Genomic DNA, 20,514 nt, shown 5'->3' on the forward strand with positions numbered 1-20,514 from the left:
TGAAGGGCAATGAATGTCCTGGTAATTTGAAGGCAACAAAATGACAGATCTGAATATCAAGACTCCCTCGCTTGCGAAGGGACAGAGATCGCTTGGCCCGGGAAACCCGGCTTTCCCGCTGCTACCCGCCCTGCTTTCGGGTTGCCCCGAAACCTCGAATGAAGGCATGCAATTTCCGCTGGAAGTGGATTACGACTATGCAGCCGTATCCCGCGTCCGTTTCGCAAAGCGGGCGGGATGGCATGACTGGCAGGAAATCCTGCCGCCGCTTCATCCGAAAATGACCATGCCGGTGGGCGATACGCCGCTGGTAGATGTTTCCGCCGTCGCACCGCCCGTATTCCGCGACCGGGGCGTATTCGTCAAGGACGAGAGCCGCAACCCGACGTGGAGCCACAAGGACCGGCTGAACACATTCACGGTTTCTGCTGCACTTTATGAGGGCGCCTCGACGATTATCGTCGCCTCTTCAGGCAATCATGGCGTATCTGCTGCCGCCATGGCAAGCCGCGCCGGGCTCAATTGCATCGTGCTGACCATGCCGGAAGTCAGTCCGGCATTCCGGGATATGATCCTCGGATATGGCGCATTTCCGGTATTTCTGCCCGCCGAGGATCGCTGGCCGGCATTGCGTGCGCTTCAGGAACTGCCAGGCACCTATCCGGTGAGCAATCTGACCTCTGTTCATACGGGACACCCTTGGGGGCCTGAGGGCTACAAGACGATTGCCTATGAAATCCTTGCCGATCTCGACGGCCAGGTCCCATCTGCCGTGGTGGTGCCCACGGGCTATGGCGAGATGCTTTACGGCATCTACAAGGGTTTCAATGAAGCGAGGCTGCTGGGCCATACGGATCGCATTCCGCAACTCGTTTCCGTCGAGCCAGCGGCCCGCGGCCCGCTCTTCCATGCAATCGAGGCCGGGGTTCCGGCGATTACGGTCGAGGCGAAGCCCACTTTCCAGTCCGGCACGGCCACGACCATCAATGGCTATCGCTCAGTTGTCGCCATACGGGAAAGCAATGGCCTGCCGATGCTGGTGGATGACGATGCAGCGCGGGCAGCCCACGCGGTCATGGCGCGCCAGGGCCTGTGGCAGGAATATTCCTCCAGTGCGGCATTTGCGGCGCTCGATAACATTGCCGGGTTCGAAAACGATGGTCCCGTGGTGGTTATCGGTTGCTCGACAGGGCTGAAAGAACCGACGGAACCAGAGCAGGTGTCGGTTGCAAAGGCGGATATTGCATCGCTGCGCGACTATCTGAAAGCGGAATTCGGCTTCGAAATCTGAAAAACAGGGAGACAGATCATGGCCGATATTTCCGTACTCACCGGAAATGCTTCAGAAAACGCGCTTCAGGAAGCGGATCGCAACCTTGAGACCGGGCTGAACAAACTCCTCGAACTGATAGCGATCCCTTCCATTTCGGGCGATCCTTCGGGCGTGGAAAGCATCGGCCAGGCGGCGCGCTGGCTACAGAACGAGCTTGCGGAGCTTGGCTTCAGCGCGCGTATCGTGGAAACCGAAGGTCATCCGCTGGTGCTTGCCCACTCGACCGGCGCGGTTGCCGAGGACAGCCCGCGAATGCTGTTTTACGGGCATTACGATGTGCAGCCGGTCGGAGAGGCTGAAGCGTGGAAGCATCCGCCTTTCGCGCCGGAAATTATCGAGGAAGACGGGCTTCGCCGCTTCTATGGCCGGGGCGCATCGGATAGCAAAAGCCAGCTCTGGACATTCATCGAAGGGCTGCGCGCCTGGAAAAATATCCATGGCGGTTTTCCGGGCAAGGTGATTATCCTGCTGGAAGGTGAGGAAGAATCCGGCTCGCACAGCCTGCCCGCCTTTCTTGAGGCGCACAGGGAAGAGCTGGCCTGCGATGTCGCATTCATCTGCGATAGCGATATGTGGTCGCCCACGCAGCCCGCGCTGAGCATTCGCCTCAAGGGCCTTCTCCATGAAAAGGTGGTGATACACGCGCCGAATGGCGATCTGCATTCGGGCTTTTTCGGTGCCGTCGCGGCCAATCCCGTTCGCATACTCAGCGGGATCCTTGCGGGCATTCACGATGAAAATGGCCGTGTAGCGATTGACGGTTTCTATGATGGGGTGAGCGATATCTCGCCGGAGCTTCGCCAGCAGTGGCGGGCGCTGGCGGAAGAGACCGATCTCGTCGAAAAGATCGATCTGCGCGGCGGCGTCATCGAGAAAGGCTATTCGATTCTGGAAGCCATCTGGGGGCGGCCCACGGTCGATATGAACGGTATTACCGGCGGCAACCAGGGACCGGGCGAGCGCTCGGTCATTCCCGGCTCGGCAACGGCCCGGCTTTCCTTCCGGCTGGTGGAAGGGCAGGACCCCGCAAGGATACGCGAACTGTTCCAGGCCTGGGTGCGCTCCCGCCTGCCGGATGGCTGCACGGCGGAATTCGAGGGTTTTCCCGGAAGCAGCGCCGTCGCCATGCCCGAGGACAATCCGTTCGTGAAAGCGACCGCTCGCGGCCTGGCGGAAGAATGGGGAAAGCCTACCGTTCTCAAGGGTTCTGGCGGCTCCATTCCGCTTGCGCAGCAGTTTCGCGATATGCTGGGCATCGATTGTATCGTGATCGGTTTCATCCTGCCCGACGATGCTATCCATGCGCCGGACGAGCGCTATGATGTCGGGCGTTTCCACAAGGGCGTGCGCAGCTGGGTTCGCATTCTCGAAGAAATTCGCAACAGCGCGAATATTCCCGGTCAGGGCGGCTAGGGCCGGTGTCCAGCGTCCCTTCCATAGGTTTTTTCCGGCTGTGGTCGGGCAATACCGCATCGGGCATCGCCACCTGGGCGCTGCCATTCGTGCTCGGTTTTGCGGTTGCTGATGCTGTTTTGTCCCCGGTCGATCTGGGCATATTTCTTGCGCTGCGCTCGGCAGGGTTTCTGGTCGCCGTGCCGGTTGCCGGCGTCATGGCGGACCGGGTCGGAAGCCGCTGGATTATTCTGGTGTCGAGCCTGATTGCCGCCTGCGGCGCGGCCCTGATATTCCTCGACATTGCGGGAGATACGCGACCGCTCTCCATTCTCACCGCAGCGGGCGTTGTGCTTTCCGGCATGGGGCAGGGCGCTTGCAGGCCGGTTTACCAGTCTATCGTTCCCGGCCTGGTGCCGGAAGCAGAGCTTCAGATTGCCAATGCTGCGCTCAGCTTTTCGGTGCGGGCAACGATCCTCATCGGACCGGCGGCGGCCACGCTCGTGGCAACCGCGTTCGGGCTGGAGGCGGCATTTCTGGTTATCGGCCTGTTGTGGATGATCAGCGCCGTGCTTCCGCCATGGCCCGCCGAACCGGACAGGGAAATCAGGCGGGCAATCGCCGGAACGGGCCTTGCCGGAAGATTTGCCGCTGATTTGCTGGAAGGCTACCACGAAGCCCGCCGCCATCCGTGGTTCTTTGCAGCTCTTGCCGCCCTTTCGGCGGTGGTCGCGACCGGTTATTCCGTCACCGGCGTTCTCGTGCCGCTGATCAGCACGACCATTTACAATAATGCCAGCCTGCTGGCCGGTAGTGTGACGGCCTACATGTCCGGCGCACTTCTCGGCGGCGTCGCAATCTCTTACTGGAAGCCGGTCAAAAGAGGCTGGTGGGCGCTTGCCGGTCTGGGCGCCTATAGCGTGGTGCCTCTCAGCCTTCTGGTGCCGGAAATTTTCTGGATACCGATGGCAGCCTATGTGATTGCCGGTTTCGGAATGGAGCTTTTCAACGTCATCTGGTTTACGGCCATCCAGGGTGAAATCGAGCGCCGCAAGCTGTCGCGCGTTTCCTCGCTGGATTTTATTGTATCCTACGGCCTTGCGCCGCTGGGGCTTTCAGCTATCGCGCCCTTGTCGCAAGGGCTGGGGATGACAGCGGTTCTTGTCGCCACAGCCATTGTCTGTGTTGTGGCGGCATGCCTTGCAGCCGCAGTACCGACAGCCCCGGAGTTTCGTATGAAACGCATATGAGCCGGATATTTTATCGCAATGAACCGATGCAGCATAAACAGGGAGCCAGCATGACAAGCGAGATGAAAAGCCAGGTCTGGACGGCAATCGATTTCGAGCGACACGGCGTGCAGATCGATTATGCCCGCGTGCCTTTTTCCTCCGATACATCGGCCTATGGCTGGATTCCTGTGCCCATGGTCTGCATCAATGGTGGCGCTGGCCCCACGGTTCTGCTCACGGCAGGCACGCATGGCGATGAATATGAGGGGCAGATCGCCTTGCGCAGAATTGCCGCCGCATTGCGCGATACGGAGGTCAGGGGCCGCGTCATCATCCTGCCTGAACTCAACCGCCCCGCCGTCATTGCAGGCCGCAGAAATTCGCCACTCGATTCCGGCAATCTCAACCGGCTGTTTCCAGGCACCGCAAATGGCGGGCCGACAAGTATGATCGCCCATTATCTGACCACGGTTCTTTTTCCGCTGGCCGATTATGTTCTGGACCTTCATTCCGGTGGAAGCTCGCTGGATTATATGCCGGTTGCCTTTGCCCATCGCGGGCGCTCGCCGGAGCAGGAAAAGCGCATTGCCGCATTGCTCGATTGTTTCGGCGCACCGAACACCATTCTCACCGATGGCCGGGGCGGCGGCGGTGCAACCACGCTCTACGCTTCCGCCGCCGCATATGGGCTTGCGGCGTTGACCACGGAGCTTGGCGGCGGGCCGGGACTGTCGCAAGGCGGCACAATGCTGGCCGAAGCGGGAATACGCCGTGTTCTGCGGTATTTCGGCGTGGCACCGGAACTTTCGGCGCCGGAAAAGCCACCAACCCGCATGCTCAGGATGCTGCCGCCCGAAACATCGATCCATGCGGTATCGGATGGTCTTTTCGAGCCGTTGCAACAGGTTGGATCGACTGTGCGCAAGGGCGACCTGGCCGGGTATCTCCATCCCGTCGGTTCGCTGCTCGGCGATCCGGCGGAGCTTCGCTTCGCGGCGGATGGTATTGTGGTCTATCGCAGATTTCCGACGCTGAGTGCCGCCGGAGATGCCTTGTATGGCCTGTGCGCACCGGTCGCACAGTGAGGCGCGATCAGGAAATGACGACGAGTTCGCGTGAAATCGTCGTCAGGGGCTCATAGCCGGTTTCCGTAACCCGGATCATGTCCTCGACCATCATTCCATCGACGCCGATTTCATAATAGGGGGTTTCTAGGCACAGGCACATCCCTTCGAGCAGCGGCGTCGTTTCGCCGGGTCTGATCGTTGGATTGTCGTAGGATCGCAGCCCTATGCCATGCCCGCAATGCTGCCGCCGGTATTGGGGAATGCCGCTGGAACGGACGCTTTCCATGGCGATTGCAAAAAGAGCATCGGCCCGTATACCGGCGCGCACGGCGGCAAGCTCTGCCTCCAGCCCGGCATGCAGCGCCCCGTAAATCCTGCGCTGCCGCGCATCGGGTTCGCCAAACACGAAGGTCCGCCCGATATCAGACCAGTATCCGTCGACAGTGCAGCCCGCATCGATGCGCAGGATTTCTCCGGCCGATATTTTCCGGTCGGCCGGATAGGCATCGGCAAGCGCCGATCTGATGCCCGAGGTTACGGAAACGAAGCGCGGCACGCCGCCACCCGAAACGATGCAACGGGTGATTTCGGCAGCCAGATCGTGCTCGGTCATGCCGGTGCGGGCGATTTCCGCTACCTGGCGAAAGCCCTGTTCGACAAGCGCACTGGCCTTGCGAAGGCGCGCAACCTCGCCAACGGTCTTGGTGGCACGTGCACGTGCAAGATCCGGCGTGATATCCCGCACCCTGCTTTCCCCGAGAATTTCGCGGCATAGCGCCCAGGCAACATCGTCATTCGAGCGATCCACGCCGACAAGGCCATCTTCAGATTGCTGCGCCCTGATGGCTTCGGCAAGGGCTTCCTGAAAACTTACATAGGTATCCTTGCGGAATTCAGCAAATGCATCATCGGTCGCTTCGAAATAGAACTCCCCGTAGCGGTAGAGGCGGCTGGCATCCGCGAAAAATTCATAGGCCGGACCGGCATCGGCGGCGCTGACCACCAGCGAGACCTGATCGCGTGAGGCCAGAACTGCCGACCTGTAGGCAGGCGCCAGATCATGTGTCATGCTGACATAGCCGGACAGATAGGCCTTGTTCAGCGGGTCGGACGATACGACCAGCGCCACCTCTTGCGGCGCTTCACCAAAAAACTTCTCTCGAAGGTCCCGCGAGAGCGCCCTCATGCCCGCAATTCCATCCATGTCGTTCACCTTGTAATATGCGGTCAGCCGATATTCGCGAGGGGTTCAAGGGGGCTGAATTCGCCGACGAACTCGTTGCGATAGCCGGGAAAAGACAGCTTGACCCATGTCAGCGCATCATTATGCGCCCAGGTTCGCCGCTCGGATACCAGCACCGGCTCGTTCGGCGTAAGACCGAGCACCTTTGCAATCCTGCGGTCGGGGCTTGCGGCGCGGATCGTATTGACCAGCCGGGTACAGGGCAGCCGCGCCAGCAGCCATTCATTGGGAAGCACGGCATCGAATTTCTGGAATTCGACCTCGGGGATGACGGAAATGCGGATGAAGCGTTCCTCGAAAACCTCGTTCACGCCGTTGGCCCTATGGACCAGTTCCAGCCGCAGAAGCCGCTCGTTACGAACGGCTTCCTGCCAGCCATAGGCGTCTTCAGCGCTTACGATCTCGCGTTTCAGAAGCTCGAAACTGTATTCCTTGCCGGATTGCTCGATCTTGTTGCGAATATCGATAATCCCGATCACGGCATGATTATCGGTCCGCTCGCTGACGAAAGTGCCGAGCCGCCGCCGCCGCACGATAATCTTGGCATTGGCGAGGTTGTTCAGCACCTTGTTGAGCGGCGCGCGGGACACGCCGAGGCTGACCGCCAGTTCCTCCTCTGGCGGAATCCGGTAACCGGGCGGCCAGGCTCCGGTCTGTATCTTGGCGCGAATGGCCCGCTCGATCTGCTGATAGGGTGCGCCTACACCATCAAGAGCCAGTTCCGGAGCCGCTCTGGTTTTTAGCCGGTCTATATTCATCGAAAGACTATAATCGACTGTCCGGCTTCAGGAAAAGAGGCAGGTGCCGCGAATGCGCCGGTATCAATGATTTTCTTTTGAAAAACAGGCAGGATTGCCTGTTTCGCTCAATGGAGCAGGCCTTGCCTCAGACCACGTTCATACAAGTCTGAAACGCCTGATCGGCTTGCCCGGCGTGACAGACTCGGCAGCGGCAATAATTCCGTGCGCATCGATACCGTAATGGCGGTAGAGTTCGGTGATCGAGCCGGTCTGCCCGAAATGATCGACTCCAAGCGATCGGGTGCGCTGTCCGTGAACCGAACCCAGCCAGCCGAGCGTTGCCGGATGACCATCTATGACCGTAACGATACCGCAATGTGAAGGCACATCGGCCAGCAGGCGTTCGATATGGCTGTTGGCATGCGAAAGCCCGTTCTCCCGCGCCTTTTGCGCCGCCGTCCAGCCCGCATTGAGCCGGTCTGCGGAGGTTATGGCCAGAAGCCCGATATCGCGGCGGTCCTCGCTCATCAGGCCGGTTGCCTCTATCGCCTCGGGCGCTACCGCACCCGTATAGGCAATAATGACCTGTGCAGCCGGGCCTGGCCTGCGCATCCAGTAGGCGCCGTTGACGATGTCCTCTTCAAGCTGCGGCGTCATCTGGCGTTTCGGCTGGTCGATGGTGCGCGTGGACAGGCGCAGATAGGTGGAGCCGCCGCTATCGTCGCGTAACCAGGTCGTATTGTCGGCCTCTGCTGCGCCGGAGCGCTGCATATGTTCGAAACCCCAGCGCATCATTACCGCAAGTTCATCCACAAACGCGGGCTCGAAACTGGCGAGACCATCTTGCGCCAAACCGATCAGCGGCGTGGCGATGGACTGGTGCGCGCCCCCTTCCGGTGCGAGCGTTACACCCGCGGGCGTGGCGACCAGCATGAAGCGGGCATCCTGATAGCAGGCATGGTTGAGCGCATCGAGGCCGCGCTCGATGAACGGGTCGTAAAGCGTGCCGACAGGCAGCAGCCGTTCTCCGGAAATCGAATGGGAAAGTCCGAGCGCCGAAAGCATGATGAACAGGTTCATCTCGGCGATACCGAGTTCCATATGCTGCCCGGCGGGCGAGAAGGCCCAGTTATAGGTGGAGGGAATGCGCTCTGTCTTGAACAGATCGGCCATGGTTTCCCGCGAGAACAGGCCGCGCCGGTTGACCCATGCGCCGAGATTGGTCGAGACCGTGACATCGGGTGAGGTGGTGACCACGCGCGATGCGAATGACGTATCGGAGCGGGCGATTTCGTGCATGATGAAGCCGAAGCCCTGCTGGGTGGACATGGCCGACTGTGCGTTGAATTCCAGCTTTTCCGGCACTGCAATTCTTGCGGCGTCGAAACGGCGGCGGCCGCGCCGGACAAACGGAACGGCTTTCAGAAAGTCTCGAATTGCCTGTTCCGGAATGTTCATTCCCTCGAACATATCCCACTCATGGCCGGTGCGGACATTCATCGCCTCGCGCAGCGTACCCACCTGGGTCGGCGTCATCAGTCCGGCGTGGTTATCCTTGTGGCCGGCCAGCGGCAGGCCGAAGCCCTTGATCGTATAGGCGATGAAGCACACCGGACGATCGTGCTTGCGCGCCTCGTCGAAAGCATCGAGCAGCGATTGCAGGTCATGGCCGCCGAGATTGGCCATGAGGGCGGCAAGCTCATCATCGCTGCGGCGCTCTATCAGTTGCGATATCGGCCCCTGATCGCCAAGATCGTCCATCAGCCGCTTGCGCCAGGCGGCGCCGCCCTGAAAGGTCAGGGCCGAATAGGCCTGGTTGGGACATGTATCGATCCACTCGCGCAGCTTCTCGCCGCCCGGTTCGGCAAATGCCGCCTGTTGCAGCTTGCCATGCTTTATGACCACCACATCCCAGCCGAAATTGCGGAAAATCGCCTCGAACCGCGCCCAAAGACCTTCACGCACCACGGCATCGAGGCTCTGGCGGTTGTAATCGACCACCCACCAGGTGTTGCGCACGCCATGCTTCCAGCCTTCAAGGAGCGCCTCGAAAATATTGCCCTCGTCCATTTCGGCATCGCCAATCAGGGCAACCATCTTGCCTTCCGGGGCAGCGGCTTTCCAGTTCTTCGCCTGAATGTAATCCTGCACCAGCGATGAAAACAGTGTCTGCGCTACGCCAAGACCAACTGAGCCGGTGGAAAAATCGACGTCATCGATATCCTTTGTGCGCGAAGGGTAGGACTGTACGCCCTTGTATCCGCGAAAGTTTTCCATCTTCTCGCGTGTTTGGTTGCCGAAGAGATACTGGATGGCATGGAAGATCGGACTGGCATGGGGTTTCACTGCAACGCGGTCTTCAGGCCGCAGCGCATGAAAATACAGTGCTGTCATAATGGTCGCCAGCGAGGCCGACGATGCCTGGTGCCCTCCGACCTTGAGGCCATCGCCATTATCGCGCAGGTGGTTGGCATTATGGATCATCCATGTCGCGAGCCACAGAACCTTTCGCTCCAGTTCCTCAAGCATATTCACGTCGGCCATTTTTCTCTCTCCCGGCTGCCGTTGATTTCGGGAAATGCTAGAATATCATGACAGGCAAAAGCGGCTATATTTGTCCTTACAAATCTGCCATATTGGCCCGTATAGCCAATATGGCGGCAATAATTGGTGTTTTATGCCAGATTCCGAAATCGATATGATTGACCGCAAGATTCTTCGCAGCTTGCAGATGGATGGCAAGATCTCTATCGGCGAGCTGGCGGACAAGGTCGGCCTTTCACCCTCGCCCTGCGCGCGGCGGGTGCGGCTGCTGGAAAAAGCCGGTATCATCAAGGGCTATGCGGTGATCGTCGACCAGAAGCGGGTCGGCCTTCCGATCAACGCCTTCGCCTCAATCAAGCTGGAGCGCCAGCGCGAGGAAGATCTGGACCGTTTCGAGGAAACCGTTTCCCGCTGGCCGGAAGTGCTGGATTGCTACCTGATGACCGGCCAGCGCGATTATCTGATGCGCATCGTTGCCGCCGACCTTGAGGCCTATGAGCGTTTCATCAAGGACAGGCTGACGCGGCTTGAAAATATTGCATCTATAGAAAGCAGTTTTGCTTTAGGCCAAGTCAAGCGTTCAAACGTGTTACCGCTAGAATGAGACCAAGCATTCACGAATAGAAACTTTGAACTTATTTTGTTACGATATAATTTTTCAGTTCAATGATCCAATCGTAAATGCGGCAGAGATTAATTCTCATGAGACGTCAATTAAGACGATCTGTCACTTGCAAATATCTCAACACCGATGATCTTGCTAACGTGCGATTTTAGGAAGGTAGCCAGTTTTCTGAGTTTGAGTTAGCAAAGTGTACTTAACCTCTTCGCAACACTCGATGTGCTCGAATGTTTACGTCGTTCGGTGGTAGAAAACTGGCCTGAGTTTCATGAAGGTCAACTTAACTTCGTCAAAACCGTCGCGCGACTATCTCTTTAGCTGCTTGAGAGGTTTCGCCTACGAAACCAACAAACATGTCTGCCATCATTTGATTGACGGGTTCAGGAGCGGTGGCCGGCGTCCCAGCATTATAGGGCGGTTCTGGTGCATACTCCGCAATCAGCTGCACGCCTTGAGCATAGAAATCATCACGAAGCTGCGCAACGACTGTCAGACCGAGATCCATTCCAGCAGTGACGCCTGCACCCGTTAAACGGTTGCGATCTATGACGACACGCTTATCGACTGGTACGGCTCCGAATTCTTTCAACAGATCCCGTGCGCCCCAGTGTGAAGTTGCGCGATAACCTTTTAGCAGGCCAGCGGCTCCAAGAACCAGAGAGCCTGTACAGACTGACGTTATAAATTTTGTTTTTTCTCCTCGGTCTGCGACGAAGTCCAGCGTCTTGTCGTCTTTCATCGCAGCGAGTGTTCCCGATGATCCACCGGGAATGCATATTACATCGAGATATTGTGGACATTCATCAAAAGTTGCCGTTGGCATTATTGTCAAACCATTGTCTGACACAATCGGATCACGTGTTTTTGCCACAAGGTGTATCTTGTCCGTCGTCGAATGATTTGAGACTATTTGTGTTTTTGGAGATTGGAGTTTCCGGCTCGGTTTTCGGTTTGATTTAAGCTGCTTTGGTTTGGTGGTTCAAGCGGCGTTTTTTGATGGTATCTCGTTTGATCCTTTCGCGTTCGAGCAAGATGGTCTGGCCGCGTCCGAAGTAAACGTCGGCGGGCGTGAGGTTGTCGAGCCTCTCGTGGTATCGTCGGTGATTGTAATGTTCGACGAAGTCCGCGATCTGGGCTTCAAGGTCTTCCTTGAAGAAGTAGTTTTCGAGCAGGATGCGGTTCTTCAACGTCTGGTGCCAACGTTCGATCTTACCCTGCGTTTGCGGGTGACCGGGAGCGCCGTGGACTTGGTCTATCTTGTATTTGTCCAGCCAATCACCAAGGTCGGAAGCGACGTAACACGAACCGTAGCACCTACGGAAGGAAGAACTGGAGCCACCGAGGGAGCGATGCGCGCAGCTTTTTTGCTGCAAGCGCGCATCGTCCGAGGTGGCCATGGCCAGTCGAAGTACCTCTAGAATGTGAGTGTTCACAACTCATTCCGGAGAGACCGACCATGACCAGTCAGAATTCTATACCTGCCGATGCCGTGTTGGTAGCCATCGACATCGCCAAGGTTCGCAATGAAGTGTTGATCGAAGCACCCGGTCATAAACGCCGCCGTCGGTTGTCTGTTCTCAATACGCGTGCAGAACATGACCATCTGATCGAGATTTTGCAATCATATGACCGACCGGTGGTCTGCGCCTTTGAGGCAACGGGTAACTATCATCGTCCGATCGCTTGGCGGTTGGTGGAAGCCGGCTTCGAAACGCGGTTGGTGTCGTCACTGGCGCTTGCCCGCACGCGAGAAGCCTTGCACAACAGTTGGGACAAAAACGATCCTAAGGATGCGCAGGTGATCCTGCACATGTTGAGGATCCATTCGACGCAGGTCTATCACGATCCCTTGCGCGCTGGCATCAACGACGTTCAGGAATTGTCGAAGACACACGAAGCCATTGCTAACGCAAAGACCGAGATACAACATCGCATCCTGACGCATTACCTGCCGCTGTATTTTCCAGAGATCGAGCGTTTCCGGGGTAACAGTCGCAGCGACTGGTTCTTCGCGTTCCTCGATGCCTTCCCCACACCATCGAGCATCACGATACTGACGAAGGAGAAGTTCGTCGAAGCGGCATGGGATGTTGTCGGCAGGAAAGTCAGCAAGTCACAGATTTTAATGGATATTTATGAGACTGCCCGCACCTCTATTGGCTTGCCATTGCCGCTGGATGCGCCTGCAATTCGCATGTTTCGGATGGTTGTCGCCGAAGCCCGCAGCTTGATCCGCCAACGCAACGAGATCGAAGCACAGGCCGATGAGCTGCTGCGACACAGCCGTGATTATCAGATCCTGCGGCAGATTCCCGGGATCGGTCCGATCAACGCGCTAACAATCATTGCGGAGGCTGGGGACCTACGCCGCTTTCATCATCACCGTCAGTTTCTCAAATTTTGTGGGCTGGATCTGTCGACACAGCAATCGGGTCAGTATCGCGGCCAGGCCCGGCTTTCCAAATTCGGCAACGCGCGGCTGCGGCGGACCCTGTGGATTGCTGGGCAAGTTGCCATCCGCCAGCGTGAGAACGGCTTCCGACATAAATTCGAACGCTACATCGCGAGAGATCGTGACAATCCCGATCTGCGCCGCAAGGCAATGACCGCTATTACCGCCAAGATGGCGCGTGTCGTACACGCCGTCGTCAAAAGCGGTTCAGACTACCGGCCCTTCGTTGAAGGGCGGGTACCAGGTGGAAGAACCTCTGTCAGTTAGAGCCGTGAGGGCATCCTTCGGATGATCCTGTAGACAATGCTTGGGTCTTCCACCTGGATCAGAAGCTCGTGTTAAGGACGGTGAGGGCCAAAATGATGGACCCTGTGTTTGCTATGGACGAGACCTTTTCCAATGCCAGTGGAAGCCACCTGGTTCGACGATGTGACTTGACGAGCGTCATGCAGCGTGAGCATGCTGACGAGCAGAGAAACTTTGTCTGCCAAGCCCATTTTCTTCCGCACTTAGGACGTTGTCCGACAGCAGGCGTGGCCGGTGCTCGACCTTGATCTTATCGCAGCCTGAAGCGGCCAGTGCCAGATCGAGCGTGTCGGTGACGTCATCGACTTTCATGCTGGTGCACAGCTTCCAGGCGATGATGTAACGGGAATAATCGTCTAGGATGGTCGATAGATAGAACCAGCCCCAGCCGATAACCTTCAAATAGGTAAAGTCGGTCTGCCACATCTCGTTCGGCCGTGTGGTCTTGTCCTTGAACTCGTCATTGGCCTTGATGACGATATAAGCTGGCGACGTGATAAGGTCATGGGCTTTGAGCAGACGATAGACAGAAGCCTCTGATACAAAATAACTTTCCGTATCAGTGAACTTCACCGCCAGCTCGCGCGGCGACAGATCGGCATGATCCAGCGCCATTTCGATGATACGATCCCGGATATCGTCGGGGATACGGTTCCAAACCCGTGACGGCGCAGACGTCCGGTCTTCCAGCCCTTCGACACCCTGGGTCTGGAACCGGTCATACCAGCGATAGAAAGTCGGCCTTGGAATGCCGAGCCGGTCGAGGGTTTGTCTGGCCGACAGGTGCGATTGCTCGACCAACCTGATGATCTCAAGCTTCTCGGTGGCGGGATATCTCATTCGTCGTCGCCCCCATCCCCGATCATGCTTTTTTTGAGCAGGCGGTTTTCCAGCGTGACGTCGGCCAATGCTTCCTTAAGCTCACGGCTTTCACGACGTAGCGCCTTTACCTCGTCACTGGTCGCAGAACGGGCAGTGTCACCTGCAAGGCGCTTCTTGCCAGCTTCAAGGAATTCCTTCGACCAGCTATAATAAAGGCTCTCGGCGATCCCCTCGCGGCGGCAGATCGCAGCAATGCTGTCTTCCCCGCGCAGTCCTTCCAGAACAATGCGGATTTTATCCTCTGCCGAATAATGTTTACGCGTGGCACGCCGGATGTCTTTGATCGTTTTCTCGGACGCAGATGTCTGAGGTACGGTTTTCTGTCTCATCTTCGCTTCCTTTGATAAAGCTATGATGAGCCGAAAACCCTCTCTTCTCAATTAATCCAATTTGGTCTCATGGGCGTTGATCCGGGACAGGGGCAAGTTGAAGGTCTACTACATCACAGTGGACCCACGCCGTGACACAGCGGATATTATGAAAACCTATGTTAGTAATGTTCCAAGCATATTGTGGGCGTAAGCGGTACCGAAGAAAACATTGAAGACGCTATTAAGAGTTACAAAATTTACGCTGCTAAAATACCGCTTCAGGACGGTGATTACACAATGGACCACATTGCCTCCATAATTCTGTTAGAAAAGGGAGGCCGCTTTCATGATATAATAAAGTATCAAGAAGACCACGATGTCGCTCTGCAAAAAAATGCGAAACTTAATCGCGTTGCCGAGCAATTCGTAGATGGGCCTGGACTGAATTTAAGAGCGACTTAATGAGATAATTGATCTCATTAAGTCGCGGTCTTGGTCTTTCGAAACTTACGACGGTTGGATGAAAGGATGCTCCCGCTTTGGTAGTACCATTCTCAAATTGCTATCTTCAAGGAGTGTTCGCATCGGTAGTTGCGAGCCCCCGCAACCACTTCTGTCATAATTCGCTCGTCATTCGCGTATAGTGTAGCGGTCATCGATCAACCTGTTGGACGAAATTCTGGCACTCGGTATCCACGGTTGGAGGCTTTGTTGTCCAGGTGAAGGGGTAGGGTTGTCGGGGATTACTGTCTGCATCTGAAACAGCTATTCTTCACTCGCTCGTAGTTTCGCCGGTGTCGTCTTCCATCGCTCGTTCATTTTTGCGGTCATGTGGCTTTGACTCGCAAAACCTGCTTTGCGTGCGACGTCGCTCAGTGGCAATTCCTTATCGCGTATCAGGGCGGCTGCGTAATCCAGACGAACCTCCAGTATGTACTGATAGGGTGTCATGCCTGTTGTCGCGCTGAACGCACGCAGAAAGTGCCCTGGCGACAGGTCCACAATGGATGCGATGTTTTCGATGGTCGGTTTTTCAGCGATATGCGCCCGAATATAATCATCGACTAGCCGCCATGCCCTGGACGAAAGTCCTCCACGATGGCGGATATCTCCCTCTGCCTGTGAATGTGAAGAGTGTGTCCGCAGAATGTGCAGCCAGAAGATGACGTTAAGCGAATCCAGCACGAGTTCGCATGGCCCATGCTTGTGCAAAAGCTCGTCCCGTATGAGTAGTGCAATCGTATAGGCCGTCTTATCGATAAAGCCAGGTTTTGGCGGAACCAGCTCAAAATCTTCGCAGTCAAATTCCATGCCGGACAAGCCTCGAAGCCGGTCGGTGTTTATTGAGGTCAGAATGTTTTCTTTTGGAACCTGCCAACGGGCGAACAGGTCGGCTGTGGAAGGAATAAGTTCAAGTTCGCCTGCGGGAGCGTCGAATTCATATGGCCGGTCCGCGCCAAGTGCGATTTCCCGATGGGGTTGAGGAGACAGCATAACGAGCGCAAAGGCTTCGGGGGCAACCAGTTTAATCTCGTTCGGCCCCGTCTTGGTTCGCGTTACCGCACCATCAGGAAGCCTGTGCACGGTACCCCATTTTGACGGAATTCTCTTTATCCAAGGCATGATACCCCTCCGACTGCGTAACGATACGTGTCGGGTTTCGAGGCGACGCTTCGGTTATCCCTTCATTTTCTGCTACTACCAGAATTTTAAAAACGCAACAATTTTATAATAGGGCGCAAAGTTGGAACGTTTGTGCTTCACTCCTGTCCAACGGTCACGATCATCCAGTTCCGGTGGGAGGCGTTGCACCATTATACTGCGTTGTTTACGGCTCGTTGCCAAAATACTTGCGGCGCAATACTCCGAGGTCTCCTGTTTCCTGATTGTCGAGAATCTGCAGGGTGATTTCATGCGCAAGAGGATCGCCGAGCTTGAATCCGAAGCCATACTTGTCTGGATGGAAGATAGCGCCGACAACTGACAAGGCCGGAACAGAATTCGAATGTGCGTAATATTCCAGAACTGGTGCATCACCGATGATTGCATCGCTTTCGCCTGCAATAAGTGCGGTGACCTGCCTTTGGATGTCAGGAAAAGGTCGCACATCAAGCCGTAATTCCTGCCCATATTGTTCGGCGATGCTTCCACCGAGAACACCAACGGTTCGCCCTGGAAGATCGGCGACCGAATTGATCTGATGCGTAAGTGATAAGGCAGTCATCACGCTTGTCACCGACGATGTTACGTAAGCGATTACGGCAACACCGCAGACCATCCAGAGGCCGCCTGACAAACGGCCGATCCAACCCAATATGTTCGGCCGAGTGACTTTCCCGGACGTCGCAACAGACATGACCTCATAGAAACTCTCCGCGAGGCCAGCATGCCATTGCCGGGGAAATGTCTTATCGAAACGCCGATAGAACAGAGCGAGAAGAACAGTGGCTATGATGACGAACGCGATAAGCCACGCCATCGCGCGCAAATGCCCAGCCCGTTCAAGGCCGCCGAGAATTTGCCAGAAACCACCCTGTTCATTGTCCGCGACCATTATCCGCAAACCTGCATCATACCAGGGTTGGGAAAAGGCAATCCGCGTGGCCCGATCCCGGCTAATCGTGATATTGGAAACAGCAGCCCTGATTTCTCCCGTTTGCGTGGCATTTATCAGTGCTTCGAATGAAGGATACTCACGATAACTATACTTGAGATGGAGCGCATCTGCCGCCTTTTCCCATAACTCGATAGCCATTCCCGTGAAATGTGCGTTCTCCTTCGAGACGAACGGTGGGCTGACATAAACACCGACTGTTATTGGGTCTGGCGGTGAAGACTGGTCCAGGACTCGTGTCTGAGCCGTGATTGTCGTCAGAATATAAAAGGGTAGCAGGAGTATGGCCAGATAGATTTTGTTCATGATTTCAGTTCAGACGATCCCAATCAGCCGGGCGATTGTCTTTTCCCTCCATGAATTGTAGCAAAAATTGCGAATGACGTGCAGGAAAGGGCGGCAAGCAATGGTAGTCCATGTAAGGAAAACTCCATTGCGAGGCCACCAAGCAACGGACCGAATAGTGCTCCTATACCCCATGCGATGGAAAGCAGCGCATAGATACTGACCAGTTCTCCACCTTTGTAATGATCACCAAGCGCTGCAATCACCATTGTGTAAATGCCCGCAAATGCACCGCCCCAGACAAAGAGAAGCGGGTAGGCAAGCCAGGGATGTGCAAGGGCGCTGGGCCAGATCAATGCGCTACATGCGGAAAACGAAGCGAGGAATATGATAAGCACCGGACGGGGCATGCGATCCCCAAGCCAGCCAATGGGTAGTTGCAAGACAATGGAGCCGATCAGAAGAATAGTGAGAAGAATCGTTGCTGATTGTTCAGGCCAGCCAAGATTGATGGCATAAACGGGCAGGAGGCTTAGTCCTGCCGTTTCCAGCCCGGCATTCAATGCCGCTGCTGCAACTGCAACGGGGACTAATTTCAGATAACGAAAGGGACTGCCACTGTCATCTCGTTCAGGCATGACGTCGTGAGGGTGGCCCAGAACAAGAATGAGACAGGCTATCAGGGCAAGTCCCGCTCCGATGAGAAAGGCAAGGGATTGTTGACGGCCAACTAGTGCCAGTATTGCTGGCCCCAGTGCCATGCCTGTTGACAGTGCAGCGACATAAATCGCAATCGTGCGACCCCGTTTGGCCTCGTTTGTGATCTGGTTCAGCCAGGTTTCAGAAACTACAAGCAGGGTTTCCGACGCAGCACCCAGAGCCGCACGTAGCGGAAACCAGAGCAAGAATACCGGCATGGCAGGGAAAAGAGCAAAAAGAGTACCAGCGAGAAGAAGGGCTCCTTTGGCCAATTTACGAAAACCAAGTCGTAACGACAGTCCAGGCAAAAAGGGCGCTATCAGCAAAACGCCGATAGCATGCATGGCGCTGTTTGCTCCCACGATAGTTTCCGAATAACCCGCATCCACCAGTTCAAGTGCGATCAATGGCGCACTCAGGCCATAGGTAAGGCCAAAGATGGCGGCGGTCAGAATAACGACGAATGTGGTCACACTTCGCTCCGTTCGCCTTGCGGCAGAACGTGTTGTCCAGCCAATGTGCTCCGGTCGCGGAATGCTTCCTTCAGCTTCCTGCGCCAGCGGCGGTCGCTCTGTTCAACCACCTGATAGAGTAGACGTGTGTAATCAAGGACCATTCCTGGTGTCCAGGTCATGGCTTCTGCCCGTCCGCGTACGATGCGCATCATCCAGAAATGTGGATCACTTGCAATACGAAGAAAATCACGCAGAGGCCTTCCGGTGAAAGATGAACCTTCGAGAGCTGCATCCAGCGCCTGGATAACCGTCGTCGAGCAATTGCGCGCGGTTAGATTATAGGTTCTGTCCTGCGAATAGGTATTCCAGAACACGCCAAGCGCTTCAGGGTTGAAGTGTGAAAAGGTAATTTTCTGATCCGGCATGCACCATGCAGCAGCTTCTGCTGCAAGCGATTCATTGAACCGTCCTGCGACATCATTTTGAGGACCGGCATTGAGAAGGGCACGAAAGTCGTCCGGGCTATGGTCGATGTCATCCAGAGGATAGTGGCTTATATAAAGATCAGGTGGCATCTCCAGTGCACTATGGCCTGTCGAGATAACGCCCTTCTTGTCGACGGCGGCGACATACCGGTCAATCAGTATGCGTCTTTCCGGATCTGTTACTGAACCAATGGCTGTCCAGACATAGACGTTGAGAATGCCATTGTTTTTGAAACTATTTTGACTGCGATCGATCAAGAGAGATCGAGAATCGCCGCCTTGCCAGTTACGAGCGGCGTAGAGCGGTAGAGCGGTAACAGAGGCTCCGTCGGGCAACGTGCGTAACTGAATGGCCATGCGCAACAATGCATAACCTGATGTAAGGAGGAGAAGAGCGAAGCAAAAAGGAACGGTGAGACGATGAGGAAGGGGTTTTGATGCAAGGATGACAACGGCAAGGCCGACCTCGATCAGTCCTGCCGTGATCCCAACACGCCACCGCTTGCTATGAACGACGAAAGCCGATGCCATGCGGAACAGGCCGTCGACAAGAAATGCCAGACCAAACAGGATTGATGCGGCGATGTTGTTGTCCCACGGCACATCGAAAACAACGAACGCGGCAAACAGGAATGCCACGCCGCGAAGGATGTCAATCCAGTGCTCTCGAGCGCCACGTGCGCAGGCAGCAGCAATTTCCACTACGCCTTCAATGATCAGGAATATCGCCAGCGTATCGAGCACAACGGAAAGCCTGCCATCGCCGAGATCATAGAGGATGCCGATACCAAGCAGTATCCAGATGGCACCAGCAGTAGCCAGAATCCACCACATTGGCTTGAGGGCCTGTGCACCAAGCAACAGAAAAACGAGCCTGATCATGATTTCACCTCGCCACAGTGAGCGAAGACAAAAGTAGCTTACAGCTTTTTCAGGATACGCTCTTCATTCGAGCGATCTATGGAGCGCTGGATGTCATCATTTTCCATGCGCTGTTGCTGTAGCATGCACTCGTCATATGCTGGCGTGCTACGCTCGATGCCGAGATTGTCACAGGCGCGCTGATAATTCTCACGTTCCATTTTGTCCAGCGCCTGGCAGCCGGATAGCGCGGTCACGGCAATCACGCTAAAAACGAAAACAATAGGATGTATTTTCACGTGAAATCTCCTTGTTCACGAAGGGCATTGATCTGAAGAGTTCAGGGGAAAAGCTTCGTCTCGACGTTTTCGGAAATAAGCGAGCAGTGCAGCGTGATAGGCCTTTTTCTCACTTGCGAAAGAGCGCCGTCAATGAAGTCGCAACTCAGAATATTGTCCGGTCCAGCCTTGCGGCCTGACGCGACGTTCAGATTGACTTTAACTGGTCCATTCACCCAGTCGATACGCTTTACTTCGACTTTATCGCCTGAGATGTGCACCTTTTGGCTTGTGCCGACAATCTCGACTGTTTCATCACTTGGAGAAAGACTGATCAGCCCGATTTCATTGACATGCTTTGCGGCACTCTTCTTCGGATCACCATAGTAGCTGGCAAAGGCAATGATCGTTTCACGGTCCGAAGCTAACTTCGCTGCCGCTTTGTCCGACAGTGAGACGGCGACGTCAAACCCCATATCGGGTCCAGCAGCCATGGCGGCGGTATTCAGACCCATGGCTGCTAGCAGCCAACCGGCAAGGTGAATTCTCCAGCTCCGCATCACTATAGTCTCCGTCGATCCATTATCGTGTTGCAAGTCGTTATCGCCGAAATGACTCTATCCAAATTGAATAGACCAGACCTATATAAAAAAATGTGAGTATGGGTACTTGAATCCGGTGAACTTCGTTTGGAATAGGTTAATTTCATTATA

Annotated in this window: 15 protein-coding genes and 4 pseudogenes; 7 read left to right on the forward strand and 12 right to left on the reverse strand. The window is 55.8% G+C overall.

Annotated features, from left to right (window positions below; genetic code table 11):
* Nucleotides 1–40 precede the first annotated feature (40 nt).
* Genes JNC70_RS16035 through JNC70_RS16050 form a run of 4 tightly spaced genes read left to right on the forward strand, consistent with a single transcriptional unit; the run spans nucleotide 41 to nucleotide 5,042 of the window.
* Nucleotides 41–1,291, forward strand: a complete 1,251-nt coding sequence (locus JNC70_RS16035; protein WP_113342180.1) for a threonine synthase — start codon at nucleotides 41–43, stop codon at nucleotides 1,289–1,291.
* A gap of 18 nt (nucleotides 1,292–1,309) precedes the next feature.
* The gene (locus tag JNC70_RS16040; RefSeq protein WP_113342179.1) at nucleotides 1,310–2,746 is read left to right on the forward strand and encodes a M20/M25/M40 family metallo-hydrolase; all 1,437 of its coding nucleotides are present in this window, start codon (nucleotides 1,310–1,312) and stop codon (nucleotides 2,744–2,746) included.
* Nucleotides 2,747–2,751: 5 nt separating this feature from the next.
* A complete protein-coding gene (locus tag JNC70_RS16045; protein ID WP_113342178.1) occupies nucleotides 2,752–3,975 on the forward strand; it encodes an MFS transporter in 1,224 nt (407 codons plus the stop codon).
* Nucleotides 3,976–4,025: 50 nt separating this feature from the next.
* Nucleotides 4,026–5,042: a succinylglutamate desuccinylase/aspartoacylase family protein gene (locus tag JNC70_RS16050; protein WP_374788681.1), complete on the forward strand. Its 1,017-nt coding sequence runs from the start codon at nucleotides 4,026–4,028 to the stop codon at nucleotides 5,040–5,042.
* A gap of 7 nt (nucleotides 5,043–5,049) precedes the next feature.
* On the opposite strand, the gene JNC70_RS16055 is transcribed toward JNC70_RS16050, so the two are convergent.
* The 3 genes from JNC70_RS16055 to JNC70_RS16065 form a co-directional block, all read right to left on the reverse strand.
* Nucleotides 5,050–6,228, reverse strand: a complete 1,179-nt coding sequence (locus tag JNC70_RS16055) for a M24 family metallopeptidase (RefSeq protein ID WP_374788682.1) — start codon at nucleotides 6,226–6,228, stop codon at nucleotides 5,050–5,052.
* Nucleotides 6,229–6,251: 23 nt separating this feature from the next.
* Nucleotides 6,252–7,025, reverse strand: a complete 774-nt coding sequence (gene hutC, locus JNC70_RS16060; RefSeq protein WP_113342176.1) for a histidine utilization transcriptional repressor HutC — start codon at nucleotides 7,023–7,025, stop codon at nucleotides 6,252–6,254.
* A gap of 138 nt (nucleotides 7,026–7,163) precedes the next feature.
* Complete coding sequence (locus JNC70_RS16065) at nucleotides 7,164–9,551, reverse strand: thiamine pyrophosphate-binding protein (protein WP_374788683.1); 2,388 nt, start codon at nucleotides 9,549–9,551, stop codon at nucleotides 7,164–7,166.
* Between the two features lie 133 nt (nucleotides 9,552–9,684).
* Between JNC70_RS16065 and JNC70_RS16070 the strand changes: the two genes are divergently transcribed.
* Complete coding sequence (locus tag JNC70_RS16070; RefSeq protein ID WP_374788684.1) at nucleotides 9,685–10,155, forward strand: Lrp/AsnC family transcriptional regulator; 471 nt, start codon at nucleotides 9,685–9,687, stop codon at nucleotides 10,153–10,155.
* Nucleotides 10,156–10,462: 307 nt separating this feature from the next.
* Here the strand turns inward: JNC70_RS16070 and JNC70_RS16075 are convergent, their stop codons facing one another.
* Nucleotides 10,463–11,044 (reverse strand): DJ-1/PfpI family protein, encoded by a 582-nt coding sequence (locus tag JNC70_RS16075; protein ID WP_374788685.1) that lies wholly within the window; start codon nucleotides 11,042–11,044, stop codon nucleotides 10,463–10,465.
* 85 nt (nucleotides 11,045–11,129) lie between these two features.
* Nucleotides 11,130–11,480, reverse strand: a pseudogene (locus JNC70_RS16080) (integrase core domain-containing protein); the annotation flags it as partial.
* A gap of 149 nt (nucleotides 11,481–11,629) precedes the next feature.
* Here JNC70_RS16080 and JNC70_RS16085 point away from each other — a divergent pair.
* Nucleotides 11,630–12,917, forward strand: a pseudogene (locus tag JNC70_RS16085) (IS110 family RNA-guided transposase).
* 224 nt (nucleotides 12,918–13,141) lie between these two features.
* Here JNC70_RS16085 and JNC70_RS16090 read toward each other — a convergent pair.
* Nucleotides 13,142–14,142 (reverse strand): annotated as a pseudogene (locus JNC70_RS16090) (helix-turn-helix domain-containing protein); the annotation flags it as partial.
* 61 nt (nucleotides 14,143–14,203) lie between these two features.
* On the opposite strand from JNC70_RS16090, the pseudogene JNC70_RS16095 reads away from it, so the two are divergent.
* Nucleotides 14,204–14,586 (forward strand): annotated as a pseudogene (locus JNC70_RS16095) (SCO family protein).
* Between the two features lie 303 nt (nucleotides 14,587–14,889).
* On the opposite strand, the gene JNC70_RS16100 reads toward JNC70_RS16095, so the two are convergent.
* From JNC70_RS16100 to JNC70_RS16125, 6 genes are all read right to left on the reverse strand, one after another.
* The gene (locus JNC70_RS16100; RefSeq protein WP_374788686.1) at nucleotides 14,890–15,747 is read right to left on the reverse strand and encodes a helix-turn-helix transcriptional regulator; all 858 of its coding nucleotides are present in this window, start codon (nucleotides 15,745–15,747) and stop codon (nucleotides 14,890–14,892) included.
* A 205-nt stretch (nucleotides 15,748–15,952) separates the two neighbouring features.
* On the reverse strand, nucleotides 15,953–17,044 hold the full coding sequence (locus JNC70_RS16105) for a transporter substrate-binding domain-containing protein (protein WP_374788687.1): 1,092 nt from the start codon (nucleotides 17,042–17,044) through the stop codon (nucleotides 15,953–15,955).
* Nucleotides 17,045–17,067: 23 nt separating this feature from the next.
* Complete coding sequence (locus JNC70_RS16110) at nucleotides 17,068–18,195, reverse strand: MFS transporter (protein ID WP_374788688.1); 1,128 nt, start codon at nucleotides 18,193–18,195, stop codon at nucleotides 17,068–17,070.
* Nucleotides 18,192–19,544 carry an HdeD family acid-resistance protein gene (locus JNC70_RS16115; RefSeq protein ID WP_374788689.1) on the reverse strand — a complete coding sequence of 451 codons (1,353 nt, stop codon included), beginning with the start codon at nucleotides 19,542–19,544 and terminating at the stop codon, nucleotides 18,192–18,194. Before JNC70_RS16115 ends, JNC70_RS16110 begins: the two co-directional genes overlap by 4 nt.
* Nucleotides 19,545–19,582: 38 nt before the next feature.
* Nucleotides 19,583–19,822 (reverse strand): hypothetical protein, encoded by a 240-nt coding sequence (locus JNC70_RS16120; RefSeq protein WP_247997981.1) that lies wholly within the window; start codon nucleotides 19,820–19,822, stop codon nucleotides 19,583–19,585.
* A gap of 41 nt (nucleotides 19,823–19,863) precedes the next feature.
* Nucleotides 19,864–20,397, reverse strand: a complete 534-nt coding sequence (locus tag JNC70_RS16125) for a hypothetical protein (protein WP_374788690.1) — start codon at nucleotides 20,395–20,397, stop codon at nucleotides 19,864–19,866.
* Nucleotides 20,398–20,514 lie beyond the last annotated feature (117 nt).

The sequence above is a fragment of the Brucella oryzae genome (assembly GCF_041929965.1).
GTDB lineage: Bacteria > Pseudomonadota > Alphaproteobacteria > Rhizobiales > Rhizobiaceae > Brucella > Brucella oryzae.